At 52.0% G+C, this 18,993-nt stretch carries 16 protein-coding genes; 1 reads left to right on the top strand and 15 read right to left on the bottom strand.

All coding sequences use genetic code 11. The annotated features are described in order from the left end of the window. Positions 1 to 13: 13 nt before the first annotated feature. Genes ABD035_RS09555 through ABD035_RS09515 form a run of 10 tightly spaced genes read right to left on the bottom strand, consistent with a single transcriptional unit; the run spans position 14 to position 8,248 of the window. Entirely contained in the window at positions 14 to 760 is a 747-nt protein-coding gene (locus tag ABD035_RS09555) for a tetratricopeptide repeat protein (protein WP_343869661.1), read from the bottom strand. Then, entirely contained in the window at positions 753 to 1,598 is an 846-nt protein-coding gene (locus tag ABD035_RS09550; protein ID WP_212714393.1) for a type II secretion system F family protein, read from the bottom strand. Before ABD035_RS09550 ends, ABD035_RS09555 begins: the two co-directional genes overlap by 8 nt. After that, positions 1,598 to 2,530 carry a type II secretion system F family protein gene (locus ABD035_RS09545; protein WP_212714394.1) on the bottom strand — a complete coding sequence of 311 codons (933 nt, stop codon included), beginning with the start codon at positions 2,528 to 2,530 and terminating at the stop codon, positions 1,598 to 1,600. The genes ABD035_RS09550 and ABD035_RS09545 overlap by 1 nt, the downstream gene beginning before the upstream one ends. 3 nt (positions 2,531 to 2,533) lie before the next feature. Beyond that, positions 2,534 to 3,805 carry a TadA family conjugal transfer-associated ATPase gene (locus ABD035_RS09540; protein WP_212714395.1) on the bottom strand — a complete coding sequence of 424 codons (1,272 nt, stop codon included), beginning with the start codon at positions 3,803 to 3,805 and terminating at the stop codon, positions 2,534 to 2,536. Between the two features lie 2 nt (positions 3,806 to 3,807). After that, positions 3,808 to 4,932 (bottom strand): CpaE/TadZ family protein, encoded by a 1,125-nt coding sequence (locus ABD035_RS09535; protein WP_343869656.1) that lies wholly within the window; start codon positions 4,930 to 4,932, stop codon positions 3,808 to 3,810. Between the two features lie 16 nt (positions 4,933 to 4,948). Next, a complete protein-coding gene (locus tag ABD035_RS09530) occupies positions 4,949 to 5,389 on the bottom strand; it encodes a hypothetical protein (RefSeq protein ID WP_212714397.1) in 441 nt (146 codons plus the stop codon). Positions 5,390 to 5,399: 10 nt separating this feature from the next. Further along, on the bottom strand, positions 5,400 to 6,758 hold the full coding sequence (locus ABD035_RS09525; RefSeq protein ID WP_212714398.1) for a type II and III secretion system protein family protein: 1,359 nt from the start codon (positions 6,756 to 6,758) through the stop codon (positions 5,400 to 5,402). Beyond that, the gene (locus ABD035_RS09520) at positions 6,755 to 7,510 is read right to left on the bottom strand and encodes an SAF domain-containing protein (RefSeq protein ID WP_343869652.1); all 756 of its coding nucleotides are present in this window, start codon (positions 7,508 to 7,510) and stop codon (positions 6,755 to 6,757) included. The genes ABD035_RS09525 and ABD035_RS09520 overlap by 4 nt, the downstream gene beginning before the upstream one ends. 12 nt (positions 7,511 to 7,522) lie before the next feature. Beyond that, complete coding sequence (locus tag ABD035_RS17660; protein WP_212714400.1) at positions 7,523 to 7,945, bottom strand: A24 family peptidase; 423 nt, start codon at positions 7,943 to 7,945, stop codon at positions 7,523 to 7,525. 60 nt (positions 7,946 to 8,005) lie between these two features. Beyond that, on the bottom strand, positions 8,006 to 8,248 hold the full coding sequence (locus tag ABD035_RS09515; RefSeq protein WP_249213601.1) for a Flp family type IVb pilin: 243 nt from the start codon (positions 8,246 to 8,248) through the stop codon (positions 8,006 to 8,008). Between the two features lie 459 nt (positions 8,249 to 8,707). Between ABD035_RS09515 and ABD035_RS09510 the strand changes: the two genes are divergently transcribed. Continuing rightward, entirely contained in the window at positions 8,708 to 10,099 is a 1,392-nt protein-coding gene (locus ABD035_RS09510) for an aminotransferase-like domain-containing protein (RefSeq protein WP_343869649.1), read from the top strand. 83 nt (positions 10,100 to 10,182) lie between these two features. Here the strand turns inward: ABD035_RS09510 and eno are convergent, their stop codons facing one another. The 5 genes from eno to rlmD form a co-directional block, all read right to left on the bottom strand. Next, positions 10,183 to 11,484, bottom strand: a complete 1,302-nt coding sequence (gene eno, locus ABD035_RS09505) for a phosphopyruvate hydratase (RefSeq protein WP_212714402.1) — start codon at positions 11,482 to 11,484, stop codon at positions 10,183 to 10,185. Positions 11,485 to 11,571: 87 nt separating this feature from the next. Further along, positions 11,572 to 13,209 carry a glutamine hydrolyzing CTP synthase gene (gene pyrG, locus ABD035_RS09500; protein ID WP_212714403.1) on the bottom strand — a complete coding sequence of 546 codons (1,638 nt, stop codon included), beginning with the start codon at positions 13,207 to 13,209 and terminating at the stop codon, positions 11,572 to 11,574. An 896-nt stretch (positions 13,210 to 14,105) separates the two neighbouring features. Then, positions 14,106 to 14,906 (bottom strand): nucleoside triphosphate pyrophosphohydrolase, encoded by an 801-nt coding sequence (gene mazG, locus ABD035_RS09495; protein ID WP_343869645.1) that lies wholly within the window; start codon positions 14,904 to 14,906, stop codon positions 14,106 to 14,108. Between the two features lie 68 nt (positions 14,907 to 14,974). Next, positions 14,975 to 17,209, bottom strand: a complete 2,235-nt coding sequence (relA, locus tag ABD035_RS09490) for a GTP diphosphokinase (protein WP_343869642.1) — start codon at positions 17,207 to 17,209, stop codon at positions 14,975 to 14,977. A 32-nt stretch (positions 17,210 to 17,241) separates the two neighbouring features. Next, a complete protein-coding gene (rlmD, locus tag ABD035_RS09485) occupies positions 17,242 to 18,558 on the bottom strand; it encodes a 23S rRNA (uracil(1939)-C(5))-methyltransferase RlmD (RefSeq protein ID WP_343869639.1) in 1,317 nt (438 codons plus the stop codon). Positions 18,559 to 18,993 lie beyond the last annotated feature (435 nt).

The following is an 18,993-nucleotide window of genomic DNA, read 5'->3' as shown; positions in this document are numbered from 1 at the left end:
ACATTGAGTTGCATCAAAAGCTCTGCACGCGGAACAGATCCGCGACCAGCATGTCCGGATTCTTCGCATAATTACCGCGCTTAATGATCTCTTTGGCGTAACGTAAATCTCCCGTTTTCGCCAGAGCAAAGGCCAGGTTGTGTTCCAGTTGCGGGTTATGGTACCCCCGCAGATAAACCGGCAGCAGCATCTGTACGGCCTCGTGATACCGTTTCTGGACGATATAGACCATCGCGATATTGTTAACCACGGACTCTTCCTGGTAATAGGCGTTGCGCGCCGCATCAAAGCTCAGCAGCGCGCTTTTCAGATCGCCGTTTTCCGCCTGAATCACCCCCTTCAGGTTCAGCGCCTCGCCGCTGTTTTTATCTTTATTCAGCGCCATACCGACGAAATTCAGCGCTTCTTTATATTTTTGTAAGGAGCTGAGATTTTTACTCTGCAGCAGATAGACTTTTGTCGCCGTATTATTCCCCATCAGTTTATTCAGGTGGTACAGCGAGGATTTATAATCCCCGGACAAATAATAATATTCCGCCAGCTGGTAGCGGATTTCCGGCGTATCATTAGCCTTCAGCGCCTGTTGCTTCAGGCTGATAAGCCCGGAGTAATTTCTGGCTTTCAGCAGTAATTGTTCGTCGCCTGCGCCGCGGGGCAGAGAGAAGCGCTGTCCCCCGAGGGTGGCCGATGGCTCACTGCACCCGCTGATAAAACTCACCGCAATGGCGAAAAACAATGTTGTTATCCTTAACTTACCCATTGGACATCACCCTCATCACCCCCGGTGCAGCGACAATCACCACGACGGGAAACATAAAAAACAGAATCAGCGGCACGCTCATCTTGGCGCCGAGCTGGCCGATTTTTTCTTCGGTCCCCAGCAACTGAACTTCCCTGATCTCCCGGGCCAGTTCGATCAGTTGCTCATACATGGATGAACCGTAACGAATACTTTGCTGTAACATGGCACAAAACATCCGCGTCTCAGCGGAAGGCAATTCACGGTAAAAATGGTCCAGCGCTACACTCAGTCCGCTGACCTCAGTACGCCTGACCAGACGGGTCAGAAACGGGACAAAGTCAGGGTTAATTCCGTCCATTTTGTCGGCCAGAAAACTGAACGCCTGTTCGATGGTCATCCCGCACTGCACACTCACGGCCAGCAATTCGATCATCCACGGTAACTCTGCACTAAGTGTTTTTACCCGTCGTTTGACAAACATCGCGCGGGCCATGCCGGGCAGGATAATGGTCGCCACCAGACTGAAAACACCGGCCATCAGCCAGGATTCACGGCTCAGCACGCTACCGCTGACCCGGAACCCGCCCACGATCAGGCCAAAGGCCAGCACAGCAAGCAGTACTTTACTCAGCATGCTGGCATCCAGCCGGCGATAGAGGTTCAGTAACGGGTTGTTCTGCTCAAGCACCGCTTCCGTATGATGATGCTCTTTCAGTTGCTGTATTTTCAGCTGATGTATCCCGGCATCCACCACCTTCATGGCTTTCTGCAGTTTACTGGCCCGATATTTTCGTTCTCCGTGGACAATAGCGACCAGTGCAATACCGGTCACGGCAATCAGTAATAACGGACTCATCAGAGCTTCCTCATCAGAAATTTAATCACCAGCAGACCGAACAGTTCACTGCCAATCAGGTAATAGAGCAGTACCTTTCCCCGTTCATCGTGCAGCACAAACTCAAAGTTTTCCGGGCTGATAAATTTCAGCAGGATCAGAAAAATAAAGGGAATGGCCCCGGTGATCCGCGCGGACATCCGCATTTCCGAGGTCATGGACAGCATTTTCTTTTCCATCGCAATGCCGCTGGCAATGGAACGCTGAAGTTTTGCCAGCACCTCTCTCAGACGGCCGCCACTGTTAATGTTCAGCAAAATAGCCACAATAAAAAAATAGTATTCCCGGTACGGATAATGCTGCCAGGACTCCATAAACACCGTCTCCGCCGGTTCCCCCAGGTTCAGACGACGGGAAAGGGTACGGAACTCGCTGGCCAGCGCATTATCACGGCTCTGGCTGTAATCGCTCATCGCCTGCAGAAACGTGCGTCCTGAGGAGATGGCTCCGTTAATGGTGGTCAGCGCTTCACTGAAATCGGCAGAAAACTGCTTTCTGCGCCGCTTTTTCAGCATGCTGTAAAACACCACAAAACAACCGATCCCCGCGACACCGGCAACCCAGCTGGCCGGAAAACCAATATAAAGCCCGTTCAGTACGATGATCCCCGACGCGGCCAGTGCCGGCACGGCCAGATGCTTCACCAGCATGACCAGGCTGCCCGCATAAAATACCCGGTAAACCCCGGCCAGCCTTGCCAGCATGATGTGCCGCAGCCGGGACGGGAGGGAAGCCCGGGGATTTTCGCTCCCCTTCTGGCTGATCAGGGATTGCAGTGTCTGCCGCCTTTGTACCGAGCGGGACAACGCCTTCCGGGTTGACTGATTCCGCTGCAGTACCAGCCATAGCACCAGTACGGCGATGATCAGGGAGGCCAGGAACAGAACGTTCATCCCTTAACCAAATACCGTTTTCAGTAAGGTATCCAGCCCGTGTTCCCGCGCCCGTGTCACCACACTGGAGCGTCCGGACAGGCCGGGGGTGGTAAAATGCCCCACCACTTTTCCCTGCACACTGTCATCCACCTCAAAGCTGAAAATGTCCTGCAGCACAATGGTGTCGCCTTCCAGCCCCATAATTTCGCTGATCTGAGTGATCTTTCTCGAACCATCATGCAGGCGGTTGGCCTGAATGATCAGATTTACTGCCGAGGTAATATTGCGGCGGATCGCTTCGATGGGCAGGCTCAGGTTGGCCATCATGACCATGTTTTCCAGACGGGCCACCGCATCGCGCGGTGAGTTTGCGTGCAGCGTGGTCATCGAACCGTCATGCCCGGTGTTCATCGCCTGCAGCATTTCGAAGGTTTCTCCGCCACGGCACTCCCCGACGATGATCCGATCCGGACGCATACGCAGGGTATTAATCATCAGATCCCGCATAGAGATCTGACCGCTGTTCTCAGCCCCCGCCATACGTGTTTCCAGCCGGACCACATGCTGCTGTTGCAGCCGGAGTTCTGCGGCATCTTCCAGCGTAATAATGCGTTCATCGCTGTTGATATGCTGCGACAGGGCATTCAGTAAGGTGGTTTTACCGGAGCCTGTACCGCCGGAGATCACGATATTACTCTGGCAGCGCACCGCGATAGACAGAAAATTCGCCATCTGTTCATTCATCGCCCCCCAGTTCACCAGATCCCGCAGCGTACGTGATACCTGGCTGAACTTACGTATTGAGATAGACGTCCCGTCCAGGGCGATGGGATTGATCACCACATTCAGCCTGCTGCCATCACTCATCCTGGCATCCACCAGCGGCTGGGATTCATCCACACGGCGACCGACGCGACTGACCAGACGCTTGGCGATCTCCGTCAGTTGCTGGTTATCGACAAACTTTTTACCGGTAAAGACCAGCTTTCCGCCCCGCTCTACAAAAATCTTATCCGGCCCGTTGACCAGAATATCGCTCACCGATTCGTCTTCCATCAGTTCGCGCAGCGGCCCGACCCCGAGAATTTCATCGGCCACCGCAGACGCCAGCTCCCGGGTCTCCTCCGCCGGCAGATACTGGTTCAGCTCCACACTCATCCGGTGCACGGCCTGCGAGATCTCCCGGATCAGCGCAGTACGATCGTCCATCAGTTTGTCTATCTGATCCAGATCCAGCCGGGGCAGCACATTGCTGCGTAAACGGCGGGCTAACGCTTCATATTTCGGATTCATGGTTAATCAGACTTCCTTGTCAGACGCTGTTTCAACACGGATAACAGAGAGGGTTGGGTCAGTTCTTTTTTCTTACCCAGTAGCAGATAGGTCATACTTTCCAGTATCGGACGGAATTTACCATTGACCTCCAGGCTCAGGGAGGGGTCGCCGGCTTTCAGCAGGTAAGGGATAATAATGTCCGCCTGCTGCCCGACAAGATCCCCCATTTCCCGCGCAATCACTTCCCCGTTAATCTTCGGATGATGCTGATTAAAACAGAGGTAAAGCCGTTTAATACCATTATTACTGTTCTGCAGGTGCGCATTCGCTTCGATAATCTTTTTGGCGACGCGGATAGATGACAGGTCACGGTCGCAGATCAGCAGCACGCTGTCGGAATGGGTCAGGATATTTTCGATGTTTTCATCAGAGGCGTTATAGGCACTGAAATCAAACACCACACACTGGTGCCGGTCGTATAACGGATTATTAAAAAACCAGGCATTGTTCGGTTCTTCGTACATGGCGAAGAAATTATTTTGCAGCAGAGTCACCTCATTACTGATGGCCACCCGGGAGATCAAATCCAGATTACGGCTGCCGCCGCAGCCCTGAACCAGCAGGGTCGCCGATTGCCTGATCCGCGCGATATTCTCTGCAATGTGATAACTCAGCCGCGAGGTACCAATACCGCCTTTACACCCCAGAATGGAGAAACGGATCGCGCTGTTTTTGTCACGGAATGTCTGTTTCCCGGAGGCCAGTAACGCCCCTATCGCATTGAGCTGGGAGGGATAATGACAATAGCTGATGCCGTGCTGCATAAAGCTGTCTGCCCGGGTCAGGGAATCCTGTTTGCCTATCGCTATCTGAAAAGCGCTGCGGGAAATATGCAGTTCCAGTAAACCGGCGATGACTTCAACGTCATCCTGTTCACCGACTTCAAAAATCACCCCATCCACATTGCCGGATTCCGTATATTTCTCCAGCTGCGAAACCGTGCCGGCGAATTGTCGTACCTCACCGGTGTTACGGATGGCCAGTTGGTCACAGACACTTTCCATCACCTCCGGATGGTCGGTGATCACCAGTATCCGCTCAGCGATCTGAGCCGGCTGTTTTTCTTTATCCGAAAATAACAACATCAGACCTCCCTGTCGCTCAGTGACGCCCTGCTGAATTCATTTCAGAGACGCGGCGATTATTTTCAACCGCACAGCCGATGCCGGAACCACTGTCGTAACGAAAATTGCTTTCCTGTAACTGACACAACGTATCCTGTTCGCCGGGACGGAGCAGCACGGTCACCAGCCCGGGCGCAGAGCGATTTTCACGGGCCTGGGCTTTCTCTGACCGGATGCTGTTTTCCGGCACACCGGCGGCGATCAGACGCTGTTTCAGCTGGCTGGCAACAGGGTCGGCATCATTCAGGTACCATTGCAGAAAAAGCGTTCCGGGTATAAAGCGATGAAACGAAACGACTTCCGCGACCAGGATTTCCTGGTCGATATCACTGCGGCCCTGTAACGTAAAGCGATACCCCTCGCTCGCCATTACCCCGCAACTCCATAATGCGATTAACAGCAGGATCCCTTGCCGCATAACTGCCTCACTAGTAAATGAAACCACCCTGTTCAAGGAAACTGACCACATTTTTGCCGCCATTGTCCCCGGATAAACTATGAATATTAAAATAGCGCTCCAGTAAGGTACTGCGTTGCCAGGCCGGTAAAGTGACCTGCGTCGATGAGACCGGCCTCACCAGCTTAATGGTGGCCACCACCACCAATTCTGTTTTTTCACGGTGGGCTGAGGTCGAGCGGAAAAATGCCCCCAGTACCGGGATATCGCCGATAAAAGGAACCTTTTTCAGCACTTCCTGTTCTGATTCGCTCAGCAGGCCGGCCAGCACAAAACTCTCACCATCTGCCAGCTCGATGGTGGTCCGGGCCTTACGGGATTTCAGTGTCGGCAGATAGTAAGACTCAGAGGTTGAGGTGTTCTGGCTGTCAATGTTGCTGACTTCCTGATAGATCATCAGCCGGACTTTCTGGCTGTTTTCCACCTTCGCGCCCAGTGTCATACGCACACCAATTTCTTTATATTCCACGTTGCTGCCATTGGATGAACTGGTCACCACGGGGATTTCCCCGCCGACCAGGAAATCTGCGGTCTCTCCCGACAGCACCGACAGATTCGGTTCGGCCAGCACCCGGGCGACCGATTCATTGCCCAGCGCATGGATCATCGAGGTCAGTTCAGAGGCATTAAACTTCAGTTTATTGAGCACAAAGTTTCCGACACTGCCGGCTTGTCCCCACTCAATACCGAGGCTGTCGCTGTAACTTTTATTCAGCTCGACCACGGAAATTTTGACATTCACCTGATTGGCCTGCGGAAGACGCATCCGGTTCTGTAATTTTTTATAGCTGATACGGTTAAGCATCGCGATATTCACGTTGCCCAGGTTTTCCGTACTCATCTCGGTGGCCCGGGTTTCGCTTTCCATCCCCAGCGCTTCACCGACTATCTGATAAATGGCATCGCGGCTCTCTTCATCCACGGCCACCCCGGACAAGACATAGCTTTCGCCGACTTTCCGCAGTTCAATGGTGGATCCCGGGAACTGATCCTGAATTTGTGACGCGAGTTTACCGACCAGAGGATCCACCACCACTTTGATCTTTCGGGTAGCATCGTTCTGGACCAGCAGGATCTCACCGACCCCGTTCCGGATACCGTAAATAACGACTTCACGGTCACTGATCAGGTTGTAGTCCACCACTTCCGGATCGGTGGTGAAGACCGTGTCGATGACTGTGTTCACCTTCAGTGTTCTGGCCCCGCCTTTTGACAGATAAAGCGTCTCGGCAGAGACACTGAGGGGGAACAACAGGCAAAACATGAGTAAGCATTTAAGCCACACTTTCCCGGCGATATTCGCGGAAAATCTGTTTTCGGGGCGTTTCATTTTGCTTTTCCTTGCATTTTACCGGGGGTTACCCTGGGTTGTTCTTCCCTGACAACCGGAAACAGCACCAGCTCATAGTGAGCCGTGACCAGAAATAACCGCTTCAGATCGGCCTGACTCAGTTCGATATCGACACTCAGTGAGCCTTTCCCCGCCGCGCTATCATCAACCTCAATCAGTGACTGACGTGCCAGCAGGGAAGCACTGGCTTTCCCGGGCCGGCTGATGACCCGGCGTGCTTTAAAGATACGGAACAGATTAAGCCGCGATTCTCCATTGATCAGCGAGCGGCGATGCATGCCCTGTGTCTCCGGCCGCTTTGCATCAAACCGCAGATACACATCCACCCAATCTCCCGGCCGGAGATGCTGAATAGCCCCGGTATAGCGTTCAGGGATCAGTGCACTGTAACGGATCATATTTTTACCGGGCTGCTGATCGGCCGGGTCGGTGAGGGTCATTTCCCCGGCGGAAAGTCGCTCACCTGCGGCTTTATCCACCTGCAGATAGTATCCCACCGGCGAGTCCGGCATCCCCGACGGGGCCTCCCCGGCGGACCCTGTCTGCCTAGTAAAATCATCGTCTGTCAGACGGCTGCCGGCACTCAGTGCCCGGGCAGTAACGAAATACGTTACCTGTTTCTGTCCTTCCTCAGGATTATCCGACGGTGAGCTTTGGCCACTCATCAGCAAACCACTGGCGCCGACCACAAGTAACAAAACCGCGATAATAACTAACAGTCTCTGATTCACTGTTCATCCTGTTTATCCCAAAAGGTGAAATAAATATCCGCAACTGATTGCAACCCCATAGGGTAACGTTATTTCATTGCTGCTCCCTGTAACCTTATGGAGCAATACTGTTACCAGGATCAACGGCACACCAGACAGTGTGATTAAAAAAATGAACGCCGGAATGTCTGTGCCGGGTAAAGATAAACTCAGTGCGGCGATGAGTTTAATATCACCGGCCCCGATAATATTCGCCAGCACCAGTAAAACACCCGTGACGATGATCATGACCGGCCAGATCAGGTTTACCGGCTCAGAATGCGTAAGTGCTGAAAGGAATGAAAACAGTGCGATAATAATGACAGTCCTGTTTTTTATTTTCCTGAACCTGATATCGGTATAACAGACACTGATCAGCAACAACAGTATCACGGTCAGACACAGCGTATTTATCATCTGCTTTATTCACAGGATAAGGAGGAAAAACTTCTCCTCCTTATAATTAAAACTCAGTCATTACTGGATCGTGCCATTAATATTTTTGGCAAGCTCATTAAATTTATCGGTAATTGCTTTGACGAAAGAACCATCTTTACTTCCGAAAACAGTCAGTAACATCGCACTTACTGCCACGGCGATAACAGCATATTCTATGGCCGTTACACCATTCTCTTTACGCATCGCCTGACAGATACGGCGTCCACCCTCGCTGAGGGCAATCTGGACTTTCAGAGATAATGAAGTCAGTTGTTCAGTCATTTGTCATCATCCTTAACATTTAAATATAAAAAACAATTAACATTTATTGTGTATGCATCAATGCGTTCCTCAGCATTGTCCGATGATAATACGTTGACAAAAATAATATTCAAGCGACAGGATGCATTAATAAAAATGACAGTGTCCGGATATTATTCACAAACTGACACAGCCCCCGGATCCCACGCCAGGCCGTCAGTACTTGCCGGTAATTCCGGATAATTAAAAAGATATTTATGGTTTCCGGTGATAATACCCCCATAAACATTTTAGCCGGTATCATTACAGGGATTGATAATTATTGCATTAGATCGGTATCATTATATTTAACAAAAAATGAATAAATAAATCGGCCCTGTCTCAGGGTAATCAATTTGTGTTGCGATAATTCATAATGTTGTGCTATGAATATCAGAATTAATCTCTTAATTCAGTACCATTCATAGGGAACATGTATCGATGCTGACTAAACAGACAATAAAACAACAGATGATTGATGATATCAGTCAGATGATTATTATTGGCACGCTAAAAAAAGGAGATTTCCTGCCTTCTATTCGTACCATGGGCACCCGGTACAAAGTCTCCAGAGGGACTGTCTTACTGGTGTATAAAACGCTGGAGTCACTGGGATATATTCAGGGGCACGAACGCAGTGGTTATCTGGTGACCGGGGGGTTCCTTTCTGCGACCTCAGACCCTAAACCGGTCAGAAGCGCCGCGGTAACGGCCGAAAAACCTGCGGAAGAAAAAAAAAACACACTGGAGTTTTCTCAGTGGCTGGGATGCAGCAACCGCGTGCAGTTACCCAAACACTTTATCCGTCGCTGGTGTGAAGAGAGCGGGACGCTGTCACTACCGACCGGCGGTGAGCTGGCAGATAAAAATGATCAGTTACTGAAAAAAAATCTCTGCCGGTTTATTCGTATTTCCCGCGGGATCCCGCTGCAACCGGAACATCTGTTTCTGCTGCCGGGACTGCAGGAAGCCCTGCTACTGATAGCAAAAAGTATCGCGGCAACACGCCCGCATCCGGTGCTGCTGATTGAAGATCCCTGTCCGCCAAATATTCGTGAATTATTCGAATGCTTACATTTCACCGTCATTCCGGTGGGTGTCGATGACCAGGGACTGCGGGTGGAAGACTTTCCCGACAGTGGCGCAGACCTTATCTTTACCTCCCCTGCACACCAGTTTCCGATGGCGGTGCCGTTGAGTGCCGTGCGGCGTAAACTGCTCAGTGAGTGGGCCTGCCGTCATGATGCGCTAATCATCGAAAATGACAGTTTTGCGATGCTGGGGTTTGGTCAGTCAGTGATCCCTGCCCTCAGCCATCGTTACCCCGACCCGCGGATTATTTATCTGACCCAGCTTTCAGAGCTGACCGGCAGCGGAATGAATGTCAGCTGTATTGTTGCCCCCCGGCCGTTAATGCAGACCCTGCGCAGACTGGCTCCGCTGCTGGTCAGTGATATCCATCCTGTGACCCGTTCTTTACTGAGTGCCTTTCTGGAATCCACCCGTTTTATGAAATACCTGACCAGCAGTATGCAGTCGCGCCGTCAGAAGGCCACGCTGGCTCTGGGTGGATTACAGTACCTGCCGGACCCTTGCTGCAATGGCCAGGAAAATGCCAGTTTCTATACTTTTCACGCCAATATCAGTGAACTGCCGGAGGGACTGCTCGATCGCTACTTCTTTCCGGTGAATTTGTTCCGTCATCCGTCCAGCGCGGATACGCACAGTAATAACACGCTGGTATATCCGTTTGCTTTACTGAGCTGTAATGAAATAGAAAAAATTAATCATCAGCTACGTCTGTCACAGCAACGCTCAGCCGCCGCCGGGTAACCCCGCGGGTCTTCCCTTCTGCAGGCATAAAAAAAACCCCTCCGGTTTCCCGGAGGGGCTTTCATTCAGAGAACGGAAAAGGCTTATGCCTGACCTTTGATCTCTTTACGACCGTTAAATTGTGCTTTATGGCCCAGCGCTTCTTCAATACGGATCAGCTGATTGTATTTCGCCACACGGTCAGAACGGCTCATTGAACCGGTTTTGATTTGACCGGCCGCTGTACCTACTGCCAGGTCAGCGATAGTCGCATCTTCAGTTTCACCGGAACGGTGTGAAATTACCGCAGTGTAACCGGCATCTTTCGCCATCTTAATGGCTGCCAGCGTTTCGGTCAGGGAACCGATCTGGTTGAATTTAATCAGGATGGAGTTAGCAATACCTTTTTCGATACCTTCTTTCAGGATTTTGGTATTGGTCACGAACAGGTCATCACCGACCAGTTGCAGCTTATCGCCCAGAACTTTAGTCTGGTAAGCAAAACCTTCCCAGTCAGATTCGTTCAGACCATCTTCGATGGAAACGATAGGATACTGCTGAGCCAGTTCTTCCAGGTAATGGGTGAATTCCTGAGAGGTAAAGGTTTTACCTTCGCCTTTCAGTTCATAGTTACCGGTTTCTTTGTTATAGAACTCAGAAGCCGCACAGTCCATCGCCAGAGTCACGTCTTTACCTAACTCATAACCGGCCGCTTTTACCGCTTCAGCGATAACCGCCAGCGCTTCGGCGTTGGATGCCAGGTTAGGTGCATAACCCCCTTCGTCACCGACAGCAGTATTCAGGCCTTTAGCCTTCAGTACTTTCGCCAGGTGATGGAAAACTTCAGAACCGATACGGATAGCTTCTTTAATGCTGGAAGCGCCCACCGGCTGGATCATGAATTCCTGAATATCGACGTTATTGTCCGCGTGCTCACCGCCGTTGATGATGTTCATCATCGGCAGTGGCATAGAAAACTTGCCGGCTGTACCGTTCAGTTCAGCGATGTGAGCGTAAAGAGGCAGGCCTTTAGACGCTGCAGCTGCTTTAGCCGCTGCCAGAGAAACCGCCAGAATCGCGTTAGCACCGAATTTAGATTTATTTTCGGTACCGTCCAGATCGATCATGATCTTGTCGATATTGGCCTGGTCTTTCGCATCTTTACCTGTGACTGCGTCTGCAATAGGTCCGTTAACCGCCGCAACGGCTTTCGTGACACCTTTGCCCAGGAAACGAGATTTATCGCCATCACGCAGTTCCAGTGCTTCGCGGGAACCCGTAGAAGCGCCTGACGGTGCAGCTGCCAGTCCAACGAAACCACCTTCCAGATGTACTTCTGCTTCAACAGTCGGGTTACCACGTGAGTCGATAATTTCGCGACCGATGACTTTTACGATTTTGGACATTCGTTTTTCCTCAGTACAAGTTAAGCTAAAACTTCTTAATCCTAAGACAAGCAACGCGCGAAAAGTTCGCGCGTTGCAGTGATAAGCTTACTTCGCCAGACTTTTCTGATGCTCAACCGATGCTTTAATAAAGCCTGAGAACAACGGGTGACCATCACGCGGAGTCGAGGTAAATTCAGGATGGAACTGGCAGGCCACAAACCACGGATGGTTAGGGTTTTCGATAATTTCTACCAGCTGGTCATCACCGGAACGACCCGCAATCCGCAAACCTGCCGCCTCAATAGGCTTCAGTAACAGATTATTGACTTCATAACGATGACGGTGACGTTCAACAATGGTTGATGCCCCGTACATCTGACGGACCAGGCTGTCATCAGACAGCTGGCAGGCCTGGCTTCCCAGACGCATCGTGCCGCCAAGATCGCTCTTTTCATCACGAACTTCAACATGACCTTCTTCATCGCGCCATTCGGTGATCAGCGCAACGACCGGTGATTTACAGTTCGGATCAAATTCTGTGGAGCTTGCACCAGCCATCCCGGCCACATTACGCGCAAACTCAATTAACGCAATCTGCATACCGAGGCAGATCCCCAGGTAAGGGATTTTGTTCTCACGGGCATACTGCGCGGCAAGAATTTTTCCTTCGATACCACGGGTACCGAACCCGCCAGGGATCAGGATAGCATCCAGTCCGTTGAGTAACTCAACACCCCGGGTTTCGATATCCTGAGAATCAATCAGTTTAATATTCACCGTCACACGGTTTTTCAGACCCGCGTGTTTCAGTGCTTCGATCACCGATTTGTAAGCATCCGGCAGTTCAACATACTTACCGACCATACCGATAGTGACTTCGCCACCCGGGTTGGCTTCTTCATAGATGACCTGTTCCCATTCGGACAGATCAGCCTGCGGAGCATTCAGATTAAAACGCTTACAGATAAAGTCGTCCAGACCCTGGGATTTCAGCATGCCCGGGATCTTGTAAATAGAATCGACATCTTTCAGAGAGATAACCGCTTTCTCTGCCACGTTACAGAACAGCGCAATCTTGGCGCGTTCGTTGGCAGGGACGGCACGGTCTGAACGACAAATCAGCACATCCGGCTGAATACCAATCGACAGAAGTTCTTTAACCGAGTGCTGAGTCGGTTTAGTTTTTACTTCACCGGCCGCCGCCATATAAGGTACCAGCGTCAGGTGCATATACAGGGTATGTTCACGCCCCACATCGACAGCCATCTGACGAATGGCTTCCAGGAAAGGCAGTGATTCAATATCACCTACCGTTCCGCCGATTTCCACCAGCACGACGTCATGGCCTTCGCCGCCTTCAATAATGCGCTCTTTGATAGCATTAGTAATATGCGGGATCACCTGAATAGTCGCGCCCAGGTAGTCACCGCGACGTTCTTTACGCAGAACTTCAGAGTAAATACGTCCGGTAGTAAAGTTATTACGGCGAGACATACGGGTACGGATAAAACGCTCGTAATGCCCTAAGTCAAGATCCGTTTCTGCACCATCATCAGTGACAAAGACTTCACCATGCTGAGTCGGGCTCATGGTGCCTGGATCGACGTTAATATAAGGGTCGAGCTTCATAATGGTCACTTTCAGACCACGAGCTTCAAGAATAGCTGCCAGGGAGGCTGCAGCAATGCCTTTACCCAGAGAGGATACGACCCCGCCGGTCACAAAAATATAGTTCGTTGTCATGCTGAACCTGAGAGTTAAGGTTTAAAGACGGTGGAATCACCAGGACGGGAAAGCAGTCTACCCGAAAGCCGCATCCGCCACAATTAATCATTCAATGACTCTTCACTCTGCATAACCGACACCTTACGGCAAACTCTCGCCGCTATACTTGATTTTCATCACATTTTTGCCCGTTTTCCGTAAAAAGCTGAAACGAGTTAGCCTGATGAATAAAAGTTATTTATCACGTTCTTATGGCGAATTTATTAACGGAAGGGTGAAAACTGCGCGACTGGCTCCGGCGACGGCCGAAAGTACCGGTGAGGTGAAAAGTCTGGCTACCGTCACCGAACAGAGCAACGCATCCCCGGGGCGACTACCGGGCCCGGATACCCACGTCAGAAAACCCTGTTCTTTCCGCAGAAAGGTTATTGCACAGGAAGGTTATTACGCAGGCTCCGGGCCGGTATCACAGAATACCCGGTCGACAGCTGAAGAAAAGCATCCCCCGGGTCGACTACCGGGGCCGGATAACCCCGTCAGAATACCCTGCCCTTTCCGCAGAAAGGTTATTGCACAGGAAGGTTATTACGCAGGCTCCGGGCCGGTATCACAGCATACCCGGTCGACAACTGAAGAAAAACATCCACCGGGGCCGGATATCCCCGTCAGAATACTCTGCCCTTTCCGCAGAAAGGTTATTGCACAGGAAGGTTATTGCGCAGGCTCCGGGCTGGTATCACAGCATACCCGGTCGACAACTGAAGAAAAACATCCACCGGGGCCGGATATCCCCGTCAGAATACCCGCTCGCCGGGGGTCATAACGTCAGATCACGGGAGAAGCTCCCCGCACAGAGGTGAGCCCGGCGGCGGAGGGAAAAATCCACCTGATTCAGACGGCCCCCCCCGCCAGCCTCAGGATTTTTCCTGCTGTTTGACCTGCTGCCAGGCCGCTTCCATCTGCTCCAGGGTCGCGCCAGGCATCGTCAGCCCCTGTGCTGCAATAATGCTTTCGACCTGACGAAAACGTTTTTCAAATTTATCGTTGGCTTTCTGCAACGCGGTCTCGGCTTTACTGCCAAGATGGCGGGAAAGATTCACCGTGGCGAATAACAGATCCCCAATCTCCTCCTCCAGCCGCTGCGGGTTTATTTCATCGCGGCCAGCCTCTTCCATCACCTCAGCAATTTCTTCATGCACTTTATCGAGTACCGGCCCGGTCTCATTCCAGTCAAAACCGACATTGCTGCAACGCTTCTGGATCTTATAGGCCCGCATCAGGGCGGGCATTGCCCGGGGAATATCATCCAGCGCGGAATGCTGCGATTTCTCCTCCCGCTCCTGCTGTTTCAACGCTTCCCAGTGCTGATTGATATCGTTCACCGCTTTATCCTGCGGTGAGGCAAAGATATGCGGGTGCCTGCGCTCCAGTTTACTGCTGATGCTCTGACAGATATCGCTGAAATCAAACAGCCCCTGTTCCTTTGCCATTTGTGCGTAGAACACGACCTGGAACAGTAAATCGCCCAGCTCTTCACGCAGTTCAGTAAAGTCTCCGCGCTGAATAGCGTCCAGCACTTCATAGGTTTCTTCTAAGGTGTAAGGGGCAATAGAGGCAAACGTCTGCTGCTTATCCCACGGGCAGCCGTGCTGCGGGTCACGTAATTGCTGCATCAGCGTCAGCAAATGCTGTAATGAAGATTCTGATGTGTTCATGGCATTCTCAACGAAGGGGGTAAAACCATCCCCGGTCAGCCAGAGGCTGAACGGGGACCGGTCACCGGTTAATGGCGGCGTTTGGCATCGATAATATCAGGCACCTGATTCAGACGGGCAATAATACGTCCCAGGACCTGCTGGTTATAAATTTCGATATCCATGTCGATGGTGGCGAGCTGCTTTTTCGTATCGCTATGGCTGGAAACCCCCAGCACATTGACTTTTTCGTTGGCCAGAATGGTCGTAATATCACGCAGCAGACCGCTGCGATCATTCGCAATAACCCTCACCACCAGCGAATATCCGCTGGAATAGCTCTCCCCCCAGACGGCATCAACAATACGTTCCGGCGCATGATTCGTCAGCTCCGCCAGCTGATCACAATTCGCCCGGTGAATAGAGATCCCCCGCCCCTGGGTGATAAAGCCGACAATATCGTCGCCCGGGATAGGCTGACAGCAACGGGCAATATGGTGCATCAGATTTCCGACGCCCTCGACCACCACGCGACCACTCTCTTTGCCGGCATGGTGATTACTGTGTGATTTCTGAGTCAGCTGACGCAGGGCTTCCCTGTCTTCTTCTTCGGCGGTCGGTTTATTCAGCTTGCCCTGCAGATAGTTCACCATCTGGTTAAGCCGGATATCGCCGCCACCGATGGCCGCCAGGATTTCATCCATCGAGGTCATGTTATAGCGTGGCAACAGCAGCTTTTCAGCCTCTTTCAGGCTGATATCCAGGTGACTCAGTTCACTGTCCAGAATCTGCCGGCCGGCCAGGATATTTTTATCGCGATCCTGTTTACGGAACCAGGCATGCACTTTGGCACGACCCCGGCTGGTGGTAATGTACCCAAGGTTCGGATTCAGCCAGTCCCTGCTCGGGTTCGGCTGCTTCTGGGTGATCACTTCTACCTGATCCCCCATCTGTAGCTGATAGGTGAAGGGAACAATCCGTCCGCTGATTTTGGCACCGATACAGCGGTGTCCGATATCACTGTGAATATGGTAGGCGAAGTCCAGCGGTGTCGAGCCGGCAGGCAGGTCGATGACATCGCCTTTCGGCGTAAACACATACACCCGGTCGTCAAACACCTGACTGCGGACTTCCTCAAGCATTTCGCCGCTGTCAGCCATCTCTTCCTGCCAGGCGATCAGTTTACGCAGCCAGGCAATCCGCTCTTCGTGACCCGCCGCGCCACGGGTATTGCTGATCCCCGGGCCTTCTTTGTATTTCCAGTGGGCCGCCACCCCCAGTTCAGCATCTTCATGCATCTGCCGGGTACGGATTTGTATCTCGACCGTTTGTCCACGCGGCCCCAGTACCACCGTGTGGATAGACTGGTAGCCGTTAGGCTTAGGGTTAGCGACATAGTCGTCAAACTCACTGGGCAGATGGCGGTACAGGGTGTGGACGATCCCTAACGCGCCGTAACAGTCCTGCAGACGGTCAGCCACAATGCGCACGGCACGGACATCGAACAGTTCATCAAAGGACAGGGCTTTCTTCTGCATCTTACGCCAGATGCTATAGATATGTTTCGGCCGGCCATAGACTTCGGCCCTGACCCCTTCGCGGGTCATTTCCTGACGCAGGTTATCGACGAAATTTTCGATATATTGTTCACGATCGACCCGCCGCTCATGCAGCAGTTTCGCGATACGTTTATATTCTTCCGGGTGCAGATAACGGAAACAGTAATCTTCCAGTTCCCATTTTAACTGACCGATCCCCAGGCGGTTTGCCAGCGGCGCATAGATATTGGTGCTCTCTTTCGCCGCCAGAACACGTTCGTCTTCCGGCGCATCTTTCATTTCGCGCAGATGGGCGACCCGCTCTGCCAGCTTGATCACCACACAACGGAAGTCTTCCACCATTGCCAGCAACATGCGGCGGACATTATCCACCTGCTCTGAGGCCATCGAATCGTTATGGGTCGCCTTCAGCTGACGGATGGCATCCATATCCCGGACACCATGTACCAGCGAGACAATCTCCCTGCCAAACCGCTCTTCCAGTTGTTCTTCGGTAACCACCTCTTCGTTAGCCAGCGGGAACAGCAACGCTGCGCGCAGGGTATCGTTGTCCATACTGAGTTCGGTCAGTATTTCGACCATCTCAATACCGCGCCACAGTAACATCGGCTGAAGAGGATGGTGACTGGTCTCGGTTTCGCAATAACGCCAGCAGTCCGCCAGTCGCTGGCAGGATTGCTCATTAGCAATCCCCAGAGTGGCTATCCACTGTTCGAGGGCAAATTCCCCTGCCGTATTCATATGCGCACTTCTTACCGCAACCATAACTTCTCCTGCATGACGGCCTGCCTGGCCGTTTAGGTTCTGCTGAACAGCACCATGGATTCCAGATGGCTGGTATGAGGAAACATATCCAGCATCGTCACCCGCTCCGCAATATAGCCTGCTGCCATCAAGGGCTCACTGTCACGAGCCAGTGTGGCGGGATTACAGGACACATACACTATACGTTCTGGTGCCAGCGCAATAATATGCGCCATTATTCCGGCGGCACCGGCCCTGGCCGGATCGAGCAGTACTTTAGTGAACCCCTGCGATGCCCAGGGTTGTCCTGTCACATCCTGTTCCAGATCGTGCCGGTAGAACGTGACATTATGTAAATCATTATCCTGCGCATTACGCGCAGCCTGCTGAACTAATGCCTCTACCCCTTCAACACCGACAACATTCTCAACATACTGCCCGACAGGCAGAGTGAAGTTGCCCATTCCGCAAAACAGGTCCAGTACCCGGTCGCCGGGCTGCAACGCCAGCCAGTCGATAGCCGTCGTTACCATCTGCTGATTCACCTTGTCATTCACCTGGATGAAATCCTGCGGGCTGAAGGAAAGCTTCAGGTTATGCGACTGATAATACGGCATTTCTCCGCAAATGTGTTGCAGAGTATTGTTGTCCGGGGCAAGAAACAACATCAGCTGGTGATGTTGCGAAAATCGTTCCAGTTTTTCATGGTCAGCCACAGAAAATGGTTTCAGATGGCGTAAAACCAGCATCACCCCATTGTCCGCCTGCACCAGCTCGGCATGGCCAAGATCCCGGGCACCCTGTAATTCTGTCAGACACTGTCTCAGTTCGGGGAGCAAACGATCCAGAGATTGCACCATAACAGGGCACTGGCGGATATTCACGATTTCGCTGCTGCCATTTTTACGAAAGCCCATGTCCAGCCGCTGCTGTTTATTATCCCAGCGCAGGCTCAGCCGTGCACGTCGCCGGTAGTGCCAGCTGTCTCCGTGGATCACCTGTTCAACCTTTAACGGTTGCGGGCTGTTATGGTTGAGCATTCTTTCCAGGGCTTGTTTTTTACTTTGCTGCTGAAGAGCTTCACTGACGTGCTGCTGCTGGCAGCCACCACATTCACCATAATGAGGACAACGTGCAACCACACGCTCAGGACTTTGCGTGAGAAGCCGGGTCGCTTTGCCGCGGGAATAGTGACGTTTATCTTCCTGCACCGTCACCTGCACTTTTTCTCCGGGCAGCGCCCCACTGACAAACAGGGTTTTCCCCTGATAACGCGCCACGCCCTGACCAAACGGATCCAGCTCATCTATCGTTACCGTGAGTTCTTTGCGGGGCTTCGCGCGCCTGGCAGCGGAATAAAATTGCACCATCAGTAATGTGTTCTCTTAATATGGCAGATTGTCAGAGGTATGCCGGGCTTTCCGGCAACAGAATGTATTTTACCTGCTCTGTAAAATTCTGCAGACAATGATACGGAAAAACAGACGGAATGTAGCGTAAAAAAGCCAAATACATTAACAAATCTCTTCACTCGTTATTCATCCGGCCTGCCGGTAAAAACACCTTTTCTCAGGGCTCCCCCTGACCCGCCGGATGGAATACGTCCCTGATACCGCCTGCGCGGCAGATTGCCTGAAATGTCACGGTGGCTGACAGCCCTATAGCAGCAACCGATAACGGGACAGAACGGAGTGAGCAAACGAAACAGTAAAAGGACGTGACAGACGAAACAGTAAAAGGACGTGACAGACGAAGAAGCAGAACGGGATGACAAAAAGAAGTCGCAGAACAACGTAACAAAGCGA

Origin of the sequence: Tatumella terrea, from assembly GCF_039523755.1 — a bacterium.
Lineage (GTDB): Bacteria > Pseudomonadota > Gammaproteobacteria > Enterobacterales > Enterobacteriaceae > Tatumella > Tatumella terrea.
The sequence above is the reverse complement of the archived record's forward strand: the minus strand, read 5'-3'. Positions and strand labels throughout refer to the sequence as shown.